This window comes from Pseudonocardia sp. P-1, assembly GCF_058111925.1.
On record NZ_CM176614.1, the window covers coordinates 1,289,891 to 1,307,706 of the forward strand.

Genomic DNA, 17,816 nt, shown 5'->3' on the forward strand with positions numbered 1-17,816 from the left:
GGGCACGACTACGCTCGGACGGGTGACACTCCTGCTCGGACCGGTGCTGCGGCACGTCGACGAGACCAGCGCGCTGGTCTGGGTGCAGACCTCCGGCCCGTGCCGCGTCTCGGTGCTCGGCTGCGACGCCGCGACCTTCGAGGTGTCGGGCCACCACTTCGCCCTGGTGCGGGTGACCGGGCTGACGCCGGGCACCCGCACCGCCTACGAGGTGCACCTCGACGGCGAGCAGGTCTGGCCGCTGCCGCACTCGCCGTTCCCGCCGAGCCTGATCGCGACGCGCGGCGCGGACACCGAGGCCCACCAGCGGATCGTCTTCGGTTCCTGCCGCTACGTGAAGCCGGCCGACCCGAAGCTGGCCCGGCAGTACGGCCTCGACGCGCTCGACGCCTACGCCGGCCGGATGGCCGGGCTGCCCCCGGAGACGTGGCCGACCACGCTGCTGCTGCTCGGCGACCAGGTCTACGCCGACGAGCTCACCCCACAGACCCGGCGGCGGATCGCCGGGCGGGGGGAGCGGCACCCGGACTGGCCCGACGACGAGATCGTCGGCTTCGACGAGTACTCGGGCCTCTACCGCGACACCTGGTCGGACCCCGAGGTGCGGTGGATGCTCTCCACCGTCCCCACCGCGATGATCTTCGACGACCACGACGTCCGCGACGACTGGAACACCTCCGGCGCCTGGCGCGAGCAGATCGCCCGCACGCCCTGGTGGTCCGAGCGCATCTGCTCCGGCCTGGCCTCCTACTGGGTCCACCAGCACCTGGGCAACCTGTCCCCCGCCGAGCTCGCCGCCGACCGGACCTGGCAGGAGGTGCAGGCCGCGGAGGGCGACGTCTGGCCGCTGCTGTCCGAGCGGGCCGCCCTGTGGGACCGCGAGACCGGCGACGGCGACGACACCCACAAGGACGAGCGGTTCTCCTTCTGCTGGGAGCTGGGCCGCACCCGGCTGATCGTCATCGACTCCCGCAACGGGCGGATCGTCGAGTCCACACCGCGCCGGATGGTGTCCGACGCCGAGTTCGACTGGATCTCGGCGAAGGCGCTCGCCCCCGGCGACATGGACCACCTCGTCCTGGGCACCTCGGTGCCCTGGCTGATGCCCCAGGTCATCTCCGACCTGGAGGCCGCGACCGAGAAGGGCGCGAACGGGTCCGGCCGGGTCGCCGCCGTCGCCGAGTGGGCCCGCCAGGAGGCCGACCTGGAGCACTGGCCCGCGTTCGGGCACTCCTTCGCCCGGCTCGCCGAGCTGATCCGCGAGGCGTGCCGCCCGCGCGCCGGGGACGCCCCGCCGGCCACGGTGTCGGTGCTGTCCGGCGACGTCCACCACTCCTACGCCGCCGTCGCCGACGTGCACACCCACACCCCCGGGGACCGGCCCGGCCGCGGCCCGGAGGGCACCCGGGTCCACCAGCTGACCTGCTCACCGGTGCACAACGTGGTCCCCGCGGTGATGCGGGTGATGTTCCGGATCACCTGGTCGCGGCTGCTGGGCAGGATGACGACCCGCTGGACCCGCCGGACCGGGGCCGGCAGCGCGGGCGTGGCCTGGGAGCGGACGACCGGTCCGCTGTTCGGCAACCTCGTCGCGACCCTGGAGACCGACGGGCGACGGGCGTCGTGCCGGTTCGAGCGGCCGCGCTCGGCCGCGGTGCTCGACACCGCGGCCGAGGTCGTGCTGACCCCGCAGGCCCCGCCCATGGCGGCCCGGCAGCGGAGGGGGACCACCCCGGCGGTCTGACCGGGGGCCTCGGCGACGGCCCGTCAGAACCCGGTACGGGCCAGCCAGCCCGTCCAGACCTCGGCGTCGCCGAGGACCTGGAGACGGTCGTCGTCGGCGGGGATGCGGCGGGTGACGCCCCGGAGCAGGTCGGCGGCGGTGCCGCGGACGGCGGCGTCGCCCTTGCCGTGCCCGTGCTCCCAGACCACGCGCCCGCCCGCGCCGCGCACCATCCACTCCCCCGCCGCGTCCGGCACGTCGTCGGTGGAGTGCAGGTGCAGCGTGGCGCCGTCGGCGAGCGGGGGCTCGTCGGCGGCGGGGCGGGCGGCGAGCAGGCCCAGCCACTCCGAGACGCCGTCGGCGGCGACCTGCGGGTCGATCGGGAACGGCGCCCCCAGCGCGACGGCGGCGTCGGCGCGGTGCACCGTCGCCTCGTGCAGCCGCCGCCGCACCCACCACGCCGAGGGCTGCGGACCGGTGAAGGTCCACACCGGCGCGGTCGGCCCGGCCGCGACGACGGCGTCGAGCAGCTCGGTCGCGCCGTCGCGCAGCCACTGCGCCGCGACCTCCGGGCCGCCCTCGGGCGGCTTCCCGCCGGGCACCTCGCGCGGGTCGAGGGCCTCGGTGGCGCCGGTGGCGACCATCCGGGCCGCCCACCGGTGCCCGCGCCCGACGTGGCGGAGCAGCTGCAGCAGCGACCAGCCCGGGCAGGTCGGGACCGGGGTGGCCGGATCGGCCGTCGTCAGGAGGGTGGCCAGCCGGTCGTTCTCCGAGAGGAGGACGGCGGCGTACGGGTCGACCGCGGTGCGGTCCGGTGTCGTGGTCATGAATTCGTACCCCCGGTCGCGGAACATGTGGGCGGGTTGCGGCGAGTCGTGCATGACGATCGCGGAGTTCGGGTAGGCAGGGATCATGCCGCCTCATCGCGACTGGACGCGACGGGGCGCGGGGCGGGCACTGCTGTACTGGCCGTTGACGGCCTTCCTGCTGGTGGCCGCATTCCCCGCGTACTCCGTGGTGCTGGTCATCGCCTCCGGGATCCTGCTGCCCACCCTCGGCCTCGTCGCCGGGCTGGCCGGGAAGCGCTGGCGGGCGCGCAAGCTCGCCCGGGCGCGTCGCGTGCTGTCCGACGTCGTGGACCCCGCCCCATCCGCCGACGACGACCTGGTCGCGCACGACGACGAGCCCGACACGACCGGTCCGGAGACCTCCTGGCCGACCGGCAGGCACGCCCGCCGGGTCCGCGACCGGGCCGCTCCGGCCACCGGGGAGCCCGCGGCACGCGACGCGGCCTGACCCGCACCGTACGACCCCTGTGACGCTCGCCGGGTTCCTTGTACGTCCGATACTAGGATGTCAAACTAAACCGGCCGGGACACCGCCGTCCGCCCGGCGGGAGGAACGTCCCCGATGAGCACGGACACGAACGCACAGGCCGAGCTGCACGTCCCCACGCACCCGGTCCGTTTCGTGACCGCGGCCAGCCTGTTCGACGGGCACGACGCCGCCATCAACATCATGCGCCGGATCCTGCAGCGACAGGGCGCCGAGGTGATCCACCTCGGCCACAACCGTTCGGTCGACGAGGTCGTGACCGCCGCGATCCAGGAGGACGTGCAGGGCGTCGCCATCTCCTCCTACCAGGGCGGGCACGTCGAGTACTTCTCCTACCTGGTCGAGCTGCTGCGCGAGCGCGGCGCCGGCCACATCAGGGTCTACGGCGGGGGCGGCGGCGTGATCGTCCCCGAGGAGATCGAGCTGCTGCACTCCCGCGGCGTCGCGCGCATCTTCTCCCCCGAGGACGGCCAGCACCTGGGCCTCCCCGGGATGATCAACATCATGATCCGCGAGTGCGACACCGATCTCGCGGCGCAGCCGCCGTCGTCGTTCGACGGGCTGTTCTCCGGGGAGACCGCGACGCTGGCGCGGGCGCTGACCCTCGCGGAGTCCGGGACGCTGCCCCAGCAGGTCCGCGAGCGCGTCGCCGCCGCCGAGCGCCCGGTGCCGGTCCTCGGCATCACCGGCACCGGCGGCTCCGGCAAGTCCTCGCTGACCGACGAGCTGGTCCGCCGCTTCCGGCTCGACCAGGAGGACAAGCTCCGCATCGCGGTGCTCGCGGTGGACCCGACCCGACGCAAGGGCGGCGGCGCGCTGCTCGGCGACCGCATCCGGATGAACGCGCTGTCTTCCGGGCCCGCCGGCGCAGGAGGCAGTCACAGCCCGGTCTTCTTCCGCAGCCTCGCCACCCGCGGCAACGACGGCGGCTCGCTGCCCGAGCGGCTCGGCGACACCATCGCGGTGCTCCGCTCCGCCGGGTTCGACCTGGTGGTCGTCGAGACGCCCGGCATCGGCCAGGGCGACGCGGGCATCGTCCCGTTCGTCGACCACTCGCTGTACGTGATGACGCCGGAGTTCGGCGCCGCGTCCCAGCTCGAGAAGATCGACATGCTGGACTTCGCCGACGTCGTCGCGATCAACAAGTTCGAGCGCCGCGGCGCCGAGGACGCCCGGCGCGACGTCGGCCGCCAGCTGGTGCGCAACCGTGAGGAGTTCGGCGCGACCTGGGAGGACATGCCGGTCTACGGCACCTCGGCCGCCACCTTCAACGACGACGGCGTCACCGCGCTCTACCAGCACCTGCGCGACCTGCTCGCCGAGGGCGGGCTGACCGTCGGCGAGGGGCGTCTCCCCCGCGTCGACACCAAGACCTCCAGCGACTACGCGGCCGTCATCCCGCCGGAGCGGGTCCGCTACCTCGCCGACATCGCCGGTGCGGTGCGGGACTACCACGCCGACACCGAGACCCACGCCCACGCGGCCCGCACCGCGCAGCACCTGCGCACCGCCGCCGAGCTGGTCGGCGGCGACGACCTCGACGAGGCGCTGCGCACCGCCGAGAAGAAGGTCCCCGCCGAGTCCGCCGAGCTGCTGGAGTCCTGGCCGTCGCGGGTCGCGGACTACTCCGGCGACGAGTACGTCTACACCGTGCGGGACAAGGAGTTCCGCACGAAGCTGACGCGCGAGACGCTGTCCGGCAACCCGGTGCGCCGGGTCGCGCTGCCGAAGTTCGACGACGACGCCGCGCTGCTGCGCTTCCTGCGCCGGGAGAACCTGCCCGGCTTCTACCCCTTCACCGCCGGGGTGTTCCCGTTCAAGCGGGAGGGTGAGGACCCGGCCCGCATGTTCGCCGGCGAGGGCGACCCGTTCCGCACCAACCGGCGGTTCAAGTACCTGTCGGAGAGCTCGGACGCCAAGCGCCTGTCGACGGCGTTCGACTCGGTCACCCTCTACGGCCACGACCCGGACACCCGCCCCGACATCTACGGCAAGGTCGGCACCTCGGGCGTCTCGATCGCGACCCTGGACGACCTCAAGGCCCTCTACGACGGCTTCGACCTGTGCTCGCCGACGACCTCGGTGTCGATGACGATCAACGGCCCGGCGCCGACGATCCTCGCCTACTTCCTCAACGCCGCGATCGACCAGCAGGTCGACCGGTTCCGCGACGAGCAGGGCCGCGAGCCCGACGGGGATGAGCGCGAGGAGCTCGTCGCCTACGCGCTGGCGAACGTCCGGGGCACGGTGCAGGCCGACATCCTCAAGGAGGACCAGGGCCAGAACACCTGCATCTTCTCCACCGAGTTCTCGCTGCGGATGATGGCCGACATCCAGGAGTGGTTCATCGCGCACAAGGTGCGCAACTTCTACTCCGTCTCGATCTCCGGATACCACATCGCCGAGGCCGGGGCGAACCCGATCAGCCAGCTCGCCTTCACCCTCGCGAACGGGTTCACCTTCGTCGAGAGCTACCTGGCGCGCGGGATGGACGTCGACGACTTCGCGCCGAACCTGTCGTTCTTCTTCTCCAACGGCATGGACGCCGAGTACACGGTGATCGGCCGGGTCGCCCGCCGCATCTGGGCGGTCGCGATGAAGGAGCGCTACGGGGCGAACGAGCGCTCCCAGAAGTTGAAGTACCACGTCCAGACCTCGGGACGGTCCCTGCACGCGCAGGAGATGAACTTCAACGACATCCGCACCACGCTGCAGGCGCTCTGCGCGCTCTACGACAACGCGAACTCCCTGCACACCAACGCCTACGACGAGGCGGTCACCACGCCCACGCAGGAGTCGGTGCGCCGCGCGATGGCCATCCAGATGATCATCAACAAGGAGTGGGGTCTGTCGCTGAACGAGAACCCGCTGCAGGGCTCGTTCGTCGTGGACGAGCTCACCGACCTCGTGGAGGAGGCGGTGCTGCGCGAGTTCGAGTCGATCGCGGAGCGTGGCGGCGTGCTCGGGGCGATGGAGACCGGCTACCAGCGCGGCCGGATCCAGGACGAGTCGATGCTGTACGAGCACCGCAAGCACACCGGTGAACTGCCGATCGTCGGCGTCAACACCTTCCTCAAGCCGGCCGACCCGGACGAGGCGCACCAGGAGATCGAGCTGGCCCGCGCCACCGAGGCCGAGAAGCAGTCCCAGCTCGACCGGCTCGCGGACTTCCAGTCCCGGCACCGCACCGAGGCCGAGCAGGCGCTGCGGCGGCTGCAGGACGTCGCGACCGGTGACGGCAACGTGTTCGACGAGCTGATGCGGGCCGCGCGGGTGTGCTCGCTGGGTCAGCTGACCACGGCGTTCTTCGAGGTCGGCGGACAGTACCGGCGCAACATGTGACGACGGGCGGGGCCGGTCCGCCCGGCCCCGCCTCCCTCACCAGCGGCCGCGCCGGTTGGGGATCCGTGCGGCCGCCAGGCCGACCGCCGCGAGCGCCACCGCCAGCACCCCGTAGGCGATCCCGGCGGCGACGCCCGGGTCCTCGGCGGCGGTCACCGCGGCGGTCAGCACCGACACCGCGGCGATCCCACCCATCTGCCGGAACATGATGCGCAGCCCGGACACCGCGGCGACCTCGTCGGGCACCAGGTGCATGCCGGCGTTGTTGGCGGCCGGCCCGGACAGGCCCGTGCCCAGCCCGAGCAGGGTGGAGCCGGCGAGCAGCCACACCGTGGGCCCGCCGAACGGGGGCGCCACCGCGGTAACCACCAGCCCGGCGACGACGGCGACCAGGCCACCGAGCAGCAGCGGCCGGAAGCCCAGCCGGCGCAGCAGCGCGACCGCGGCCGCCGAGGTGACGATGGTGCCGACCGCGCGGCCGGTCAGCAGCGCCCCGGCGACGAACGCGGGCAGGTCGTAGCGGACCTGGGCGTAGAGCGGCAGGGTCGCCGAGAACCCGATCACCACGGCGCCGAAGACGACGTTGGTGACGTTCATGATGCCCAGACCGCGCCCGGCGAGCAGGTGCATCGGGACGACCGCGTCGGGCCGTCGCCGGGCGTGCCGGACGAACACCGCACCCGCCGTCAGCGCGACCACCCCGGCCAGGGCGGTCCAGCCGGGCCCCGACCCCGGCGAGCCGAGCCGGGTGATGGTGAGCATCGTGGCCAGCAGGGTCACGACGAGCAGCGCGATACCGGCGGCGTCGATCCGCGCGGTCCGCCGGTGCGGAGGATCGTCGACCAGGGCCAGCCCGACGGCGACGAGCAGGATCCCGATCGGCACGTTCACCAGGAAGATGCCGTGCCAGGTCCAGGTGGTGAGCACCAGCCCGCCGACCAGCGGCCCGAGGATCGCGCCGATCGGGAAGACGCTGGTGAACAGCGCGAGCGCCCGGTCCCGGTCACGGCCGAACTGGTGCGCGACGATCCCGTTGGCGGCCGGCAGCATCACACCGCCGGCGAGGCCCTGCACCAGCCGGCAGGCGATGAGCACGCCGATCGAGGGGCTGAGCGCGCTCAGCCCGGACATCACCGTGAACACGGCGACCCCGGCCAGGAACATCCGCCGGCCGCCGAAGCGGTCGGACAGCCATCCGCCCAGTGGCAGCGCCAGGATCTGCCCGACGGCGGCGACGGTCACGACCCAGCCGGTCCAGGCCAGGTCGGCGCCGAGGTCGCCGCTGATCGTCGTCAGCGCGGTGGCGACCGACGTCCCGTCGAGGGAGAACATCAGCAGCGCCAGACCGACGACGGCGAAGACCGGCACGCGCCGGGGCAGCGGGTCGTCGCCGGGCGGCCCGGCGGAGCCGTCCCCGGCCGGGCGGTGGGTGTCGTGGGCGGCGTCGGTCACGTGGTGGGCACACCTGTCTTCCCGGAGGAAACGGACATGATGTGCTTACCACAAGCTAAACACCTCGGGCGGGGCGGCCGCCCGGCCGGCTCAGCGGCGGGGGCGGCTGCGTCGACGGCCGCGGTTCCAGCCGCCGAGGATGCCGATCGCCTCGACGAACGACTCGGCAGCCTTGGAGAGCTTGCGTCCGGCCTTCCGCATCGGGGTTCCTCCGAAGATGTGTCTGGTGCTGGGGGCGAGACCTCACCGTGACAGACGACGGCGAGTCGTCGACACGGGGGCACTGGTCCATGAGGGTGACGAACCGGACAGCGTCCGGTCCCGTCGCGGACGTCGACCACCCGGGCGGAGCACCGCGGCACGGCGTGTCGGGTGGCGGTGGCACCGACGGAGCAACGCCGGGGTGGACGCGCCGGGCCACTGCTCCAGGTGGGGAGAAGCGCGTCTCACACCGCGGGCGCCGGGGTCCGGCTCAGGACCAGCGCCAGCGCCAGGGCCCCCACCAGCAGCGCGCTGACGTAACCGACGACGCCCGCCCAGCCGGCGTGGTCGTAGGCGACCCCGCCGACGGCGCCGCCGATGCTGGACCCGGCGTAGTAACCGACCAGGTAGAGCGACGACGCCTGGGCCGGCACCGCACCGGGCAGCATCGCCGAGCGACGCCCCACCCAGGAGCTGGCGACCGAGTGGGCGCCGAAGAAGCCGACGGTCACCAGCAGCAGCCCGGCCAGGGTGGTGGGGAGCAGGTCGGGCAGGGTCACCCAGATCCCGCCGAGCGCGACCAGCGTCGCCACCCACAGCACCGGGCGGCGCCCGAACCGGTCCCCCAGCCTGCCCGCGCCGGTGGAGGCCCAGCTGCCGGCGAGGTAGCCGAGGAACACCAGCCCCACCAGGGTGCCGGGCAGCGAGAACGGCGGGGCCAGCAGCCGGAACCCCAGGTAGTTGTAGACGGTCACGAACGCGCCCATCAGCAGGAACGCCATCCCGAACAGGCAGAGCAGGCCCCGGTCGGTGAGGTGGCGGCGCAGCGGTCCACCGAGATCGCGCAGCCGGGTGCGGGCCGGGGCGGGCGCCGTCGCGGGCGGCAGGAGCAGCCGGAACGCGACGGTCGCGAGCACCGAGACCGCACCGACGGCCGCGAGCCCGGCCCGCCAGCCGCCGAGCTCGGCGACCCAGGACGCGACGAGCCGCCCGGACAGCCCGCCGAGGGTGTTGCCGGCGATGAGCAGACCGACCGCGCCGCCGAGGTGCCGCGGCGCGACCTCGTGGGTGAGGTGGGCCATCGACAGGGCGGGCAGCGCCGCGAGGGCGATGCCCTGCAGCCCGCGGACGACGACGAGGGTCTCGAAGGTGGGCGCCAGCGGGGCGAGCAGTGCGAGGACCGCCGACGCCGCGAGCGCCCAGGTCATGACCCGCGCGCGGCCCCAGGACTCGGTGAGCGCGGACAGCGGCAGTACGGCGAGGGCGAGGGTGCCGGTCGTCGCCGACAGGACCAGGCTGGCCGTCGACGAGGGCACGCCGAACTCCGCCGAGAGCGTCGGCAGCAGCCCCTGCACGCTGTAGACCAGCACGAACGTCGCCAGACCCGAGAGCCACAGGGCGATGCCGAGCCGCCGGTAGCCGGGGGTGCCGCGCTCATGGGGCGGGGCGGGCCGGGTGGCGGTCGGAGCCGGGGGACGCTCGGTCGTTGTCATCGCACACGACCGTAGGTGCCGACGTCGGATGCGTCCAATGCATGCTTCGTCGACGTACCATGCGTCGATGCATGAGTCGTTGGCGCCGGCGCTGCACCGCTTCGTCGCGGTCGCGCGCGACGGTCACCTCACCCGCGCCGCGGAGCGGATCGGGGTCCCGCAACCCACGCTGTCGCGGGCGATCGCCCGGCTGGAGTGCGAGCTGGGCGTCGCGCTGTTCCGGCGTTCCGGGCGCGGGCTGGCGCTGACCGCGGCCGGGCGGACGCTGCTGCCGCGCGCCGAGGCCGCGCTGGCCGAGCTCGGTGCGGGCGTCGCCGAGCTGGCGGGCGACGCCGACCCGGTCACCGGCCGGGTCGCGCTCGGCTTCCTCGGGACGATGGGCACCTCCGCGGTGCCGGGGATCCTGCGGGAGTTCCGGGAGCACCACCCGCGGGTGCGGATCGAGCTGGTGCAGGTGCCGCACGCGGCACTGCTGGAACGGGTCCGCGACGGCCGGGTCGACCTGGCCCTCACCTCCCCCGTGCCCGACGAGCCGGGCCTGGTCGCGACCCCGCTGGCCGAGGAGGAGCTGCGCCTCGCGGTGCCGTCCGCGCACCGGCTGGCGGGCGCCGGTGCCGCGGACCTCGCCGAGGTCGCCGACGACCCGTTCCTGCTGTTCACCCGCGGCTACGGGCTGCAGGGGGTGGTGGAGTCGTGGTGCGCGCAGGCCGGGTTCCGCCCGCGCCGGGCGTTCGAGGGCGGGGAGACGGCGACGCTGCGCGGCCTGGTCGGGGCCGGGCTGGGCGTCGCGCTGCTCCCCGCCGGGCCGGACGTGCCAGGGGTGGTGCAGGTGCCGGTGCGCAGCCCGCACACCGTGCGGACGCTGGGGATGGTGCACGCGGCCGACCCGCGGCCGACGGCGCCGGTGCGGGACCTGCGGGAGTTCGTCGTCCGGCACGGGCCCCGGTGGCTGGCCGACCACGGGTGAATCGGGGTCGGCGGACCCGGCGGACGGCCGCGGTGCCGGACAGGGACACGTCCGGCCCGGCCCCCCGGGATACCGTCGGCCCATGACTGCGCGGACTGCGGCACCGGTCGACGACGAGGGCCGCGAGGTCCCGATCCCGGGCACCGTGCGGCGGGTCGTGTCGATCGTGCCGTCGCTGACCGAGGCGCTGGAGGCGACCGCACCCGGCATCGTCGTCGGCGCGACCGACTGGTGCACCCACCCCGGCGAACTCGGCGCGGAACGGATCCGGGGGACGAAGAACCCCGACGTCGAGCGGATCGTCGCGCTGGCCCCGGACCTGGTCGTCGCCAACCAGGAGGAGAACCGCCTCCCCGACCTGGACGCGCTGCGCGCCGCGGGGCTGCCGGTCTACGTCACCGACATCCGTGACGTCGACGGCGGCCTCGCCACGCTGGGCCGGCTGCTCGCCGCCTGCGGGCTCGGCGAGCCCGGCTGGCTGCGCGAGGCCCGCGCGCTGTGGGCGGCCGTGGAGCCCGCGTCGCCGCGGCGGCGCGCCGTGGTGCCGATCTGGCGGCGGCCGTGGATGGCCGTCGGCTCGGACACCTTCACCGGCGCGGTGCTGGAACGGCTCGGGATCGACAACGCGCTCGCCGGCTCCCCCGAGCGCTACCCGCGGATCGACCCCGCGGCGCTGCCGGAGCACGACCTCGTCGTGCTGCCCGACGAGCCGTACCTGTTCACCGCCGACGACGGGCCCGAGGCGTTCGACGCGCCGTCGGCGCTGGTCAGCGGGCGGCTGCTGACCTGGTACGGGCCGAGCCTGGTGGAGGCGGCGCGGGAGCTGCCCGCCGCGCTCGGGACCCGCTGAGCGCCCCCGGGCGTCGTCACCGCGGCGGGACGAGCGCCGCGACGAGGGCACGCAGGTCGGCCGCCATGTCGAACCCGCCGGGGTCGGCGGGGTCGGCCGGGGCGGCCGGGTCACCGCCGGGAGGGCGGTCGAGCAGCCACTGGACCTGCAGCCCGTCGGCCGCGGCCAGCAGCAGCCGGGCCACCCGGTCCGGGGTGAGCTCCCCGGCGGGCGCCGCGCCGGCTCCGGGGTCCGCACCGGGACCCGCTCCGGGCTCCAGCTCCGCGGCGAGCGCGGTGCGCAGCCGGTCGTAGCGCCGGGCGAACCAGTCGTGGGCGGCGTGGCCCGGGTCGGTCGCCTCGGCCGAGGTGACCGCGTACAGCCGGACCAGACCGGGCTCGGACCCGTTGTCGCGCACGGTCTCCAGCAGCGCCTCGGGGCCGGTCCCGGGCTCGGCGCGCGCGGCGGCGGAGCGCTCGTCGCGGGCCTGCAGCACCGCGACCAGCAGCGCCTGCTTGGACCCGAAGTAGTGGAACAGGGTCGGCTCGCTGACCCCGACCCGGCGCGCGATCTCCTTCGTCGACGACGCGTGGAACCCGCCGGTCGCGAACACCTCCAGCGCCGTGTCCAGGATCTGCTCCCGCCGCTGCCGCCCCTTGGCGTAGCGCCCGCGTGCCGTCGTCACCGGTCGAGGCTAACCCACGAATCCCGAGTGTCACTAGATTTTCACGGGTACGGTGGCCCCATGCCTTCCGTCGACGAGGACCTGCTCACCACACTCATCGCCCGGCTCGACCTGGAGGCGAAGGTCCGGCTGCTGACCGGGGCCGACTTCTGGTCCACCCCGGCCGAGCCCGCGATCGGGCTGCGCCGGATGGTGCTGTCGGACGGGCCGTCCGGGGTGCGCGGGGAGAGCTTCGACGAGCGGTCACCGTCGCTGTCGCTGCCGTCGTCGACGGCGCTGGGCGCGACCTGGGACCCGGAGCTCGCCCGCCGCTACGGGTCGGCCCTCGGCGCCGAGGCCCGCCGGCAGCACGCCGACGTCGTCCTCGGGCCGACGATCAACCTGCACCGCACCCCCTTCGGCGGCCGCCACTTCGAGGCGCTGTCGGAGGACCCGCTGCTGACCGGCGAGCTCGCCGCGGCCTACGTGGAGGGGCTGCAGGCGCACGGGGTCGCCGCGACACCGAAGCACTACGTCGCCAACGACGCCGAGTCCGAGCGCTTCACCGTGGACGACGCGGTCGGCGAGCGGGCGCTGCACGAGCTGTACCTGGCCGCGTTCGAACCGGCCGTCACCCGGGCCGGGGCGTGGGCGGTGATGTCGGCCTACAACGGAGTCAACGGGGCGACGATGAGCGAGAATCCGCTGCTCGCCGAGCCGCTCACCGGCGAGTGGGGCTTCGACGGGCTCGTGATGTCGGACTGGGGCGCGGTGCGCACCACGGTCGCGTCGGCGCGCGCCGAGCAGCACCTGGTGATGCCCGGCCCGGTGGGCGCCTGGGGCGAACGCCTGGTCGCCGCGGTGCGCGACGGCGAGGTCCAGGAGTCCGTCGTCGACGGCAAGCTGCGGAGGCTGCTGCGCCTGGCCGCCCGGGTCGGCGCGCTGGAGGGGGCACCGACGCCGCCCGCCGCCCCGGCCGCCGAGGACGGCGCCGGCGTGGCCCGCGGGCTCGCCGCCGCGGGCAGCGTCCTGCTCCGCAACACCGGCGAGCTGCCGTGGGACGCCTCGTCGCTCGGCACGGTCGCGGTGCTCGGGCACAACGCCGCGCTCGCCCGCACCCAGGGCGGCGGGAGCGCCACGGTCCGGCCCGCCGCGGTCGTCGCGCCGCTGGACGGGCTGCGCGCCGCGCTCGGCGAGGACCGGGTGCGGTACCGGCTGGGCGCGCAGGTCGCCGAGGGCGTGCAGCCCTTCGACCCGGCCACGGTCACCGACCCGGTCACCGGGGAACCCGGACTGCGCGCGGTGTTCCGCGCCGCGGACGGCTCCGCGCTGCGCAGCGAGCACCGGCTCGGCGCCTCGCTGATCTGGATGGGCGCCGAGATCCCCGACGGCGCCGAGACCGTCGAGGTGTCGGCGCGGTGGGCACCCGAGCCCGGGACGCACCGGGTCGGGGCCGCCGCCGTCGGGCACGTGACGGTGCACGCCGACGGGACGGTGGTGCTCGACACCGAGGCCGTCCTGACCGGCGACGAGGGTCCGGGCGCGGCGATCTTCGAGGCCCCCTCGGTGACCGGGGAGGTCGACACCGACGGACCGGTCGACCTGGTCTTCCGGTTCCGCCCGTCCGGCGGCGAGGCCGGCATGGCGCTGTTCGCGCTCACCGTCGGGACCGAGACCGTCGTCGCCGACCCGCAGGCCGAGGTGGCCGCGGCGGCCGCGCTGGCGGCGGCCTGCGACGTCGCCGTCGTCGTGGTCGGGACCAGCGACCGGATCGAGAGCGAGGGCTTCGACCGCACCTCGCTGGCACTGCCCGGCCACCAGGACGACCTGGTCCGGGCCGTCGCCGCGGCCAACCCGCGCACCGTGGTGGTGGTCAACTCCGGCGCCCCGGTGCTGCTGCCCTGGCGCGACGAGGTGGCCGCGGTGCTGCTCGGCTGGTTCGGCGGGGAGCGCTTCGGCGACGCCGTCGCCGACGTGCTGCTCGGGCACGCCGAGCCGGGTGGGCGGCTACCGACCACCTGGCCCGGCACGGGCGAGGAGCGCTCGGTGCTGTCCGGGCGCCCGACCGGCGGCGTGCTGCGCTACGACGAGGGCGTGCACGTCGGGCACCGCAACTGGCTGCGCCACGGCGAGACGCCGGCGTACCCGTTCGGGCACGGGCTCGGCTACACCACCTGGACCCTCGACGACGCCGTCGCCGGGCCCTGGTCGGCCGACGGCATCGCGGTGACGGTCACCCTGACCAACACCGGCGACCGGGCGGGCCGCCAGGTCGTGCAGGCCTACCTGTCCCGGCCCGGCTCCGACGTCGAGCGGCCCGTCCGCTGGCTGGCCGGCTGGGCGGTCGTCGACGCCGCCCCCGGCACGACAACGGCCACCGTGGCGGTGTCGCGGCGCGCGTTCCGCCACCGTGCGGGCGGGACGTGGGCGACCGAGCCGGGGACCTACGACCTGCACCTCGGGTTCTCCGTGACCGACACCCCGCTGCACGCGACGGTGGAGGTCGTCGGCGAGGGCTGAGCGGTCAGCCCGTGGCGGGCTCGAGCGTGACCTCGTCCACCGGACCGGCGCGACGCACGTGACGCTGGACAACTCCGCCGACGACGTGCCGGTCGACGACCTCGTCGACCGGCTCCTGGCGGCCGTTCCCGGCTGAGCCGGTCCGGTCCGGGTCAGCCGGCGTGCGCGGCCCGCACCAGGTCCGAGCACTTCTCCCCGATCATCATCGTGGTGATGTTCGGGTTGATCGCCGGCAGGAAGGGCATCGCCGACGCGTCGGCGACCCGCAGGCCCTGCACCCCGCGGACCCGCAGCTGCGGGTCCAGGACGGCGTCCGGGTCGCCGTCGGGGCCCATCCGCGCGGTGCACGCCGGGTGGTACACGGTGTTGTGGGTCTTGGTGATGTAGTCGGCGAGCTCGTCGTCGGTCACGGCGTCCGGGCCCGGTGCCAGCTCGGCGGCGATCCACTCCTTCAGCTGCGGCTGCTCGGCGATGCGGCGGGCCAGCCGGACGCCCGCGGTCATCACCCGCATGTCGTGGCCCTCGGGGTCGGTGAAGTAGCGCGGGTCGACCCGGGCCCGGTCCCGGAAGTCGCGGGTGCGCAGCCGCACGGTGCCCCGGGACCGGCCACGGGTGACGTTCGGGGTGAGGCAGAACCCGTTGTCGGTGGTCGGGTAGCCCCAACGCAGCGTGTTCATGTCGAACGGCACCGAGCCGTAGTGCATCATCAGGTCCGGCCGGTCCAGGGCCGGGTCGGTGCGGTGGAACAGCCCGATCTCCCACCACTGGGTCGACTCGGTGACCATCGGCTTCGCCGCGTCCCAGAAGACCAGGCCCTCGACGTGGTCGTCGAGGTTCGAGCCGACGCCGGGCAGGTCCGAGCGGACCTCGATGCCGAACTCGCGCAGGTGCTCCCCCGGGCCGATGCCCGAGAGCATCAGCAGCTTGGGGGTGTCGATCGCCCCCGCGGAGAGGATCACCTCGCGCTCGGCGTGCGCGGTCTCGCGGCCCGGGCCGATCCCCCGCTGGTACTCGACGCCGGTGGCGCGGGTGCCGTCGAACAGCACCTGCGAGGCCCAGCAGTCGGTGCGCACCTCCAGGTTCGGGCGGGAGTCCAGGATCGGGTGCAGGTAGGACACCGAGGCCGACGCGCGGGTGCCGTCGGGGAAGGAGTTGATCTGGAAGTACCCGGCGCCGTCGGTGACGGTGTGGCCCTCGTTGAACCGCACCGTCGGCATGCCGACCTGCGCGGCGGCCGCCAGCACGGCGTCGCCGCAGGGATCCTTCGCGGGGATCTGCATGAGGTTGACCGGGCCGGAGCGGCCGTGGCCGTCCCAGTCGCCGTCGTTGGTCTCCAGGCGCCGGATCAGTGGCCAGCACTCGTCGGCGGACCAGCCGGTCAGGCCGGACGCGGCCCACTCGTCGAGGTCCTCGCGCGGGGTCCAGAAGGCGATGCAGGAGTTGTGCGAGCCGCAGCCGCCGAGCACCTTCGCGCGGGCGTGGCGCATGTGGGAGTTGCCGCGCTCCTGCGGCTCGACCGGGTAGTCCCAGTCGTAGCCGGAGTCGAGCAGCGCCATCCAGTCGGTGAGCCGCAGGATGTTCGGGTCGCCGACGTCGGACGGGCCCGCCTCCAGCAGCAGCACCCGCACGGCGGGATCCTCGGAGAGCCGCGCCGCGAGCGCACAGCCTGCCGAGCCGCCGCCCACCACGACGTAGTCGAACCGGTCGGTCATGCCGTCTCCCCCATGCCCTGCTCGATCTCCTTCGCCCGGTGCTCGGGCAGGCAGCCCAGTCCGTGGCGGCCACGCAGCCGGAACCACGTCAGCCCGGCCAGTGCCACGACGCCGATGAACAGGAACGCGATGAACCGCAGCCACCCGGTGCCGTAGACCTCCTCGCGCGGCCAGGCCAGGTTGATCGCCATCGCCGCGCCCCACAGCACCGCCAGCACGTTCACCGGCAGACCCAGACGTCCCAGCGAGAAGTACCCCTTCTGCCCCTCGTCCGGCCAGTGCCCGCGCAGCCGCCGGACCAGCATCGGCACCGTGACCAGCAGGTACGCGATGTAGATCATGATGATCGCCACGCTGGTGACCGCGGTGAACACCTCGGGCACACCGACGTTCGCGACCAGGATCAGGATCGCGACGACACCGACGACGATCGCCGGCACCACCGGCGTCTTGTGCTTCGGGTCGATGCGCGCCAGCACCGAGCCGGCCGGGAGCGCGTTGTCCCGGGCCATCGCGAACATCAGCCGGATCGCGGCCGTGTGCACGGCCAGCAGGCAGACGATCACCGCGATGCTGATGGTGATCAGGAAGATCCGGCCGATCGTGCCGCCGGCGACCTCCAGCAGCACGAGCTGCCCACCGCCGTCCTTGCTGCCCAGGCGCGGGTCGGCCAGGTCCGGTGCGGCCAGGATGATGCCGAGCAGGATCAGCCCGCCGAGCACGAACGAGGCGATCACCGCGCGCAGGATCGCCGCCGGGGCGGTGCGCCGCGGGTCGACCGTCTCCTCGCCGAGCGAGCTGGCGGTGTCGAAGCCGTACATGACGTAGGCCGAGGCGAGCGCCGCGACGAGGAACGTGCCGACGTATCCGCCACCGCCCGCGGCCGGTGCCGGGGTCTCGAACAGCACCGAGACCGGGTTGCGGATGCTCAGCAGCAGCGCCACGACGATGACCACCGCGGCGATCAGCTCGATGAACACCCCGGTGGAGTTGATCCGCGCCATCAGCTTGACGCCGACGGCGTTGATGACCGTGGTGAGCACGATGAGGATCGCCCCGAGCAGCACGCCGTTGACGGCGGCGTCGCCGGCATCGGAGGCGTCGCCGACGAGCTGGAAACCCGACCAGATCTGGGGGAAGGTCAGCTGCGCGGCCAGGGCGACCGCCGACAGCGACACCACCGAGGCCGTGAACATCATCCAGCCGGCCAGCCAGGACACGGTCGGCCCGGCCAGCTGCTTGGACCAGTTGTAGACCGACCCGGCGACCGGGTAGCGCCCGGCCAGCTCGGCGAAGGACAGCGCCACCATGAACTGGCCGGCGAACACCATCGGCCAGGACCACCAGTAGGCCGCGCCGCCGGTGCCGAAGCCGAAGTAGAACAGCTGGAACGTGCCGGTCAGGATCGAGATGTAGCTGATCCCGGCCGCGAAGCTGGCGAACTTGCCGATGCTGCGGTCGAGGGTCTGGCTGTAGCCGAACTCGGCGAGCCCTCCCCCGTCGCCGTCCGTGTCCGGGGACGGGTTGCGCCGGGTCGGTTCGGGAACGGTCATCGTGGACCTCCTGGGCCGTTGCGTC

General features: G+C 74.2%; 12 protein-coding genes. 6 read left to right on the forward strand and 6 right to left on the reverse strand.

From position 1 onward, the window contains the following. Positions 1-22 precede the first annotated feature (22 nt). Positions 23-1,744: an alkaline phosphatase D family protein gene (locus tag AC0GKK_RS06120; RefSeq protein ID WP_489883358.1), complete on the forward strand. Its 1,722-nt coding sequence runs from the start codon at positions 23-25 to the stop codon at positions 1,742-1,744. A 23-nt stretch (positions 1,745-1,767) separates the two neighbouring features. Here AC0GKK_RS06120 and AC0GKK_RS06125 read toward each other — a convergent pair whose 3' ends face one another. Further along, positions 1,768-2,637, reverse strand: a complete 870-nt coding sequence (locus AC0GKK_RS06125) for a maleylpyruvate isomerase family mycothiol-dependent enzyme (RefSeq protein WP_476654278.1) — start codon at positions 2,635-2,637, stop codon at positions 1,768-1,770. Between AC0GKK_RS06125 and AC0GKK_RS06130 the strand changes: the two genes are divergently transcribed. Together AC0GKK_RS06130 and icmF are read left to right on the forward strand one after the other, a co-directional pair. Then, a complete protein-coding gene (locus AC0GKK_RS06130) occupies positions 2,636-3,019 on the forward strand; it encodes a hypothetical protein (protein ID WP_489883359.1) in 384 nt (127 codons plus the stop codon). The genes AC0GKK_RS06125 and AC0GKK_RS06130 overlap by 2 nt on opposite strands. 114 nt (positions 3,020-3,133) lie before the next feature. Then, positions 3,134-6,400 (forward strand): fused isobutyryl-CoA mutase/GTPase IcmF, encoded by a 3,267-nt coding sequence (gene icmF, locus AC0GKK_RS06135; RefSeq protein WP_489883360.1) that lies wholly within the window; start codon positions 3,134-3,136, stop codon positions 6,398-6,400. Positions 6,401-6,436: 36 nt separating this feature from the next. On the opposite strand, the gene AC0GKK_RS06140 is transcribed toward icmF, so the two are convergent. Both AC0GKK_RS06140 and AC0GKK_RS06145 read right to left on the reverse strand, forming a co-directional pair. Continuing rightward, on the reverse strand, positions 6,437-7,852 hold the full coding sequence (locus tag AC0GKK_RS06140; protein ID WP_251784606.1) for an MFS transporter: 1,416 nt from the start codon (positions 7,850-7,852) through the stop codon (positions 6,437-6,439). Between the two features lie 446 nt (positions 7,853-8,298). After that, complete coding sequence (locus tag AC0GKK_RS06145; RefSeq protein WP_405418276.1) at positions 8,299-9,546, reverse strand: MFS transporter; 1,248 nt, start codon at positions 9,544-9,546, stop codon at positions 8,299-8,301. Between the two features lie 67 nt (positions 9,547-9,613). On the opposite strand from AC0GKK_RS06145, the gene AC0GKK_RS06150 reads away from it, so the two are divergent. Together AC0GKK_RS06150 and AC0GKK_RS06155 are read left to right on the forward strand one after the other, a co-directional pair. After that, entirely contained in the window at positions 9,614-10,513 is a 900-nt protein-coding gene (locus AC0GKK_RS06150) for a LysR substrate-binding domain-containing protein (protein WP_489883361.1), read from the forward strand. 82 nt (positions 10,514-10,595) lie between these two features. Beyond that, positions 10,596-11,363 (forward strand): helical backbone metal receptor, encoded by a 768-nt coding sequence (locus AC0GKK_RS06155; protein ID WP_489883362.1) that lies wholly within the window; start codon positions 10,596-10,598, stop codon positions 11,361-11,363. Between the two features lie 16 nt (positions 11,364-11,379). On the opposite strand, the gene AC0GKK_RS06160 is transcribed toward AC0GKK_RS06155, so the two are convergent. After that, positions 11,380-12,027: a TetR/AcrR family transcriptional regulator gene (locus AC0GKK_RS06160; RefSeq protein ID WP_405418281.1), complete on the reverse strand. Its 648-nt coding sequence runs from the start codon at positions 12,025-12,027 to the stop codon at positions 11,380-11,382. A gap of 60 nt (positions 12,028-12,087) precedes the next feature. On the opposite strand from AC0GKK_RS06160, the gene AC0GKK_RS06165 reads away from it, so the two are divergent. After that, a complete protein-coding gene (locus AC0GKK_RS06165; protein ID WP_489883363.1) occupies positions 12,088-14,526 on the forward strand; it encodes a glycoside hydrolase family 3 C-terminal domain-containing protein in 2,439 nt (812 codons plus the stop codon). A gap of 152 nt (positions 14,527-14,678) precedes the next feature. Here the strand turns inward: AC0GKK_RS06165 and AC0GKK_RS06170 are convergent, their stop codons facing one another. Together AC0GKK_RS06170 and AC0GKK_RS06175 are read right to left on the reverse strand one after the other, a co-directional pair. Further along, entirely contained in the window at positions 14,679-16,238 is a 1,560-nt protein-coding gene (locus AC0GKK_RS06170) for a GMC family oxidoreductase (RefSeq protein WP_489883364.1), read from the reverse strand. Then, on the reverse strand, positions 16,235-17,791 hold the full coding sequence (locus AC0GKK_RS06175) for an APC family permease (RefSeq protein ID WP_489883365.1): 1,557 nt from the start codon (positions 17,789-17,791) through the stop codon (positions 16,235-16,237). The genes AC0GKK_RS06170 and AC0GKK_RS06175 overlap by 4 nt, the downstream gene beginning before the upstream one ends. Positions 17,792-17,816: the final 25 nt, after the last annotated feature.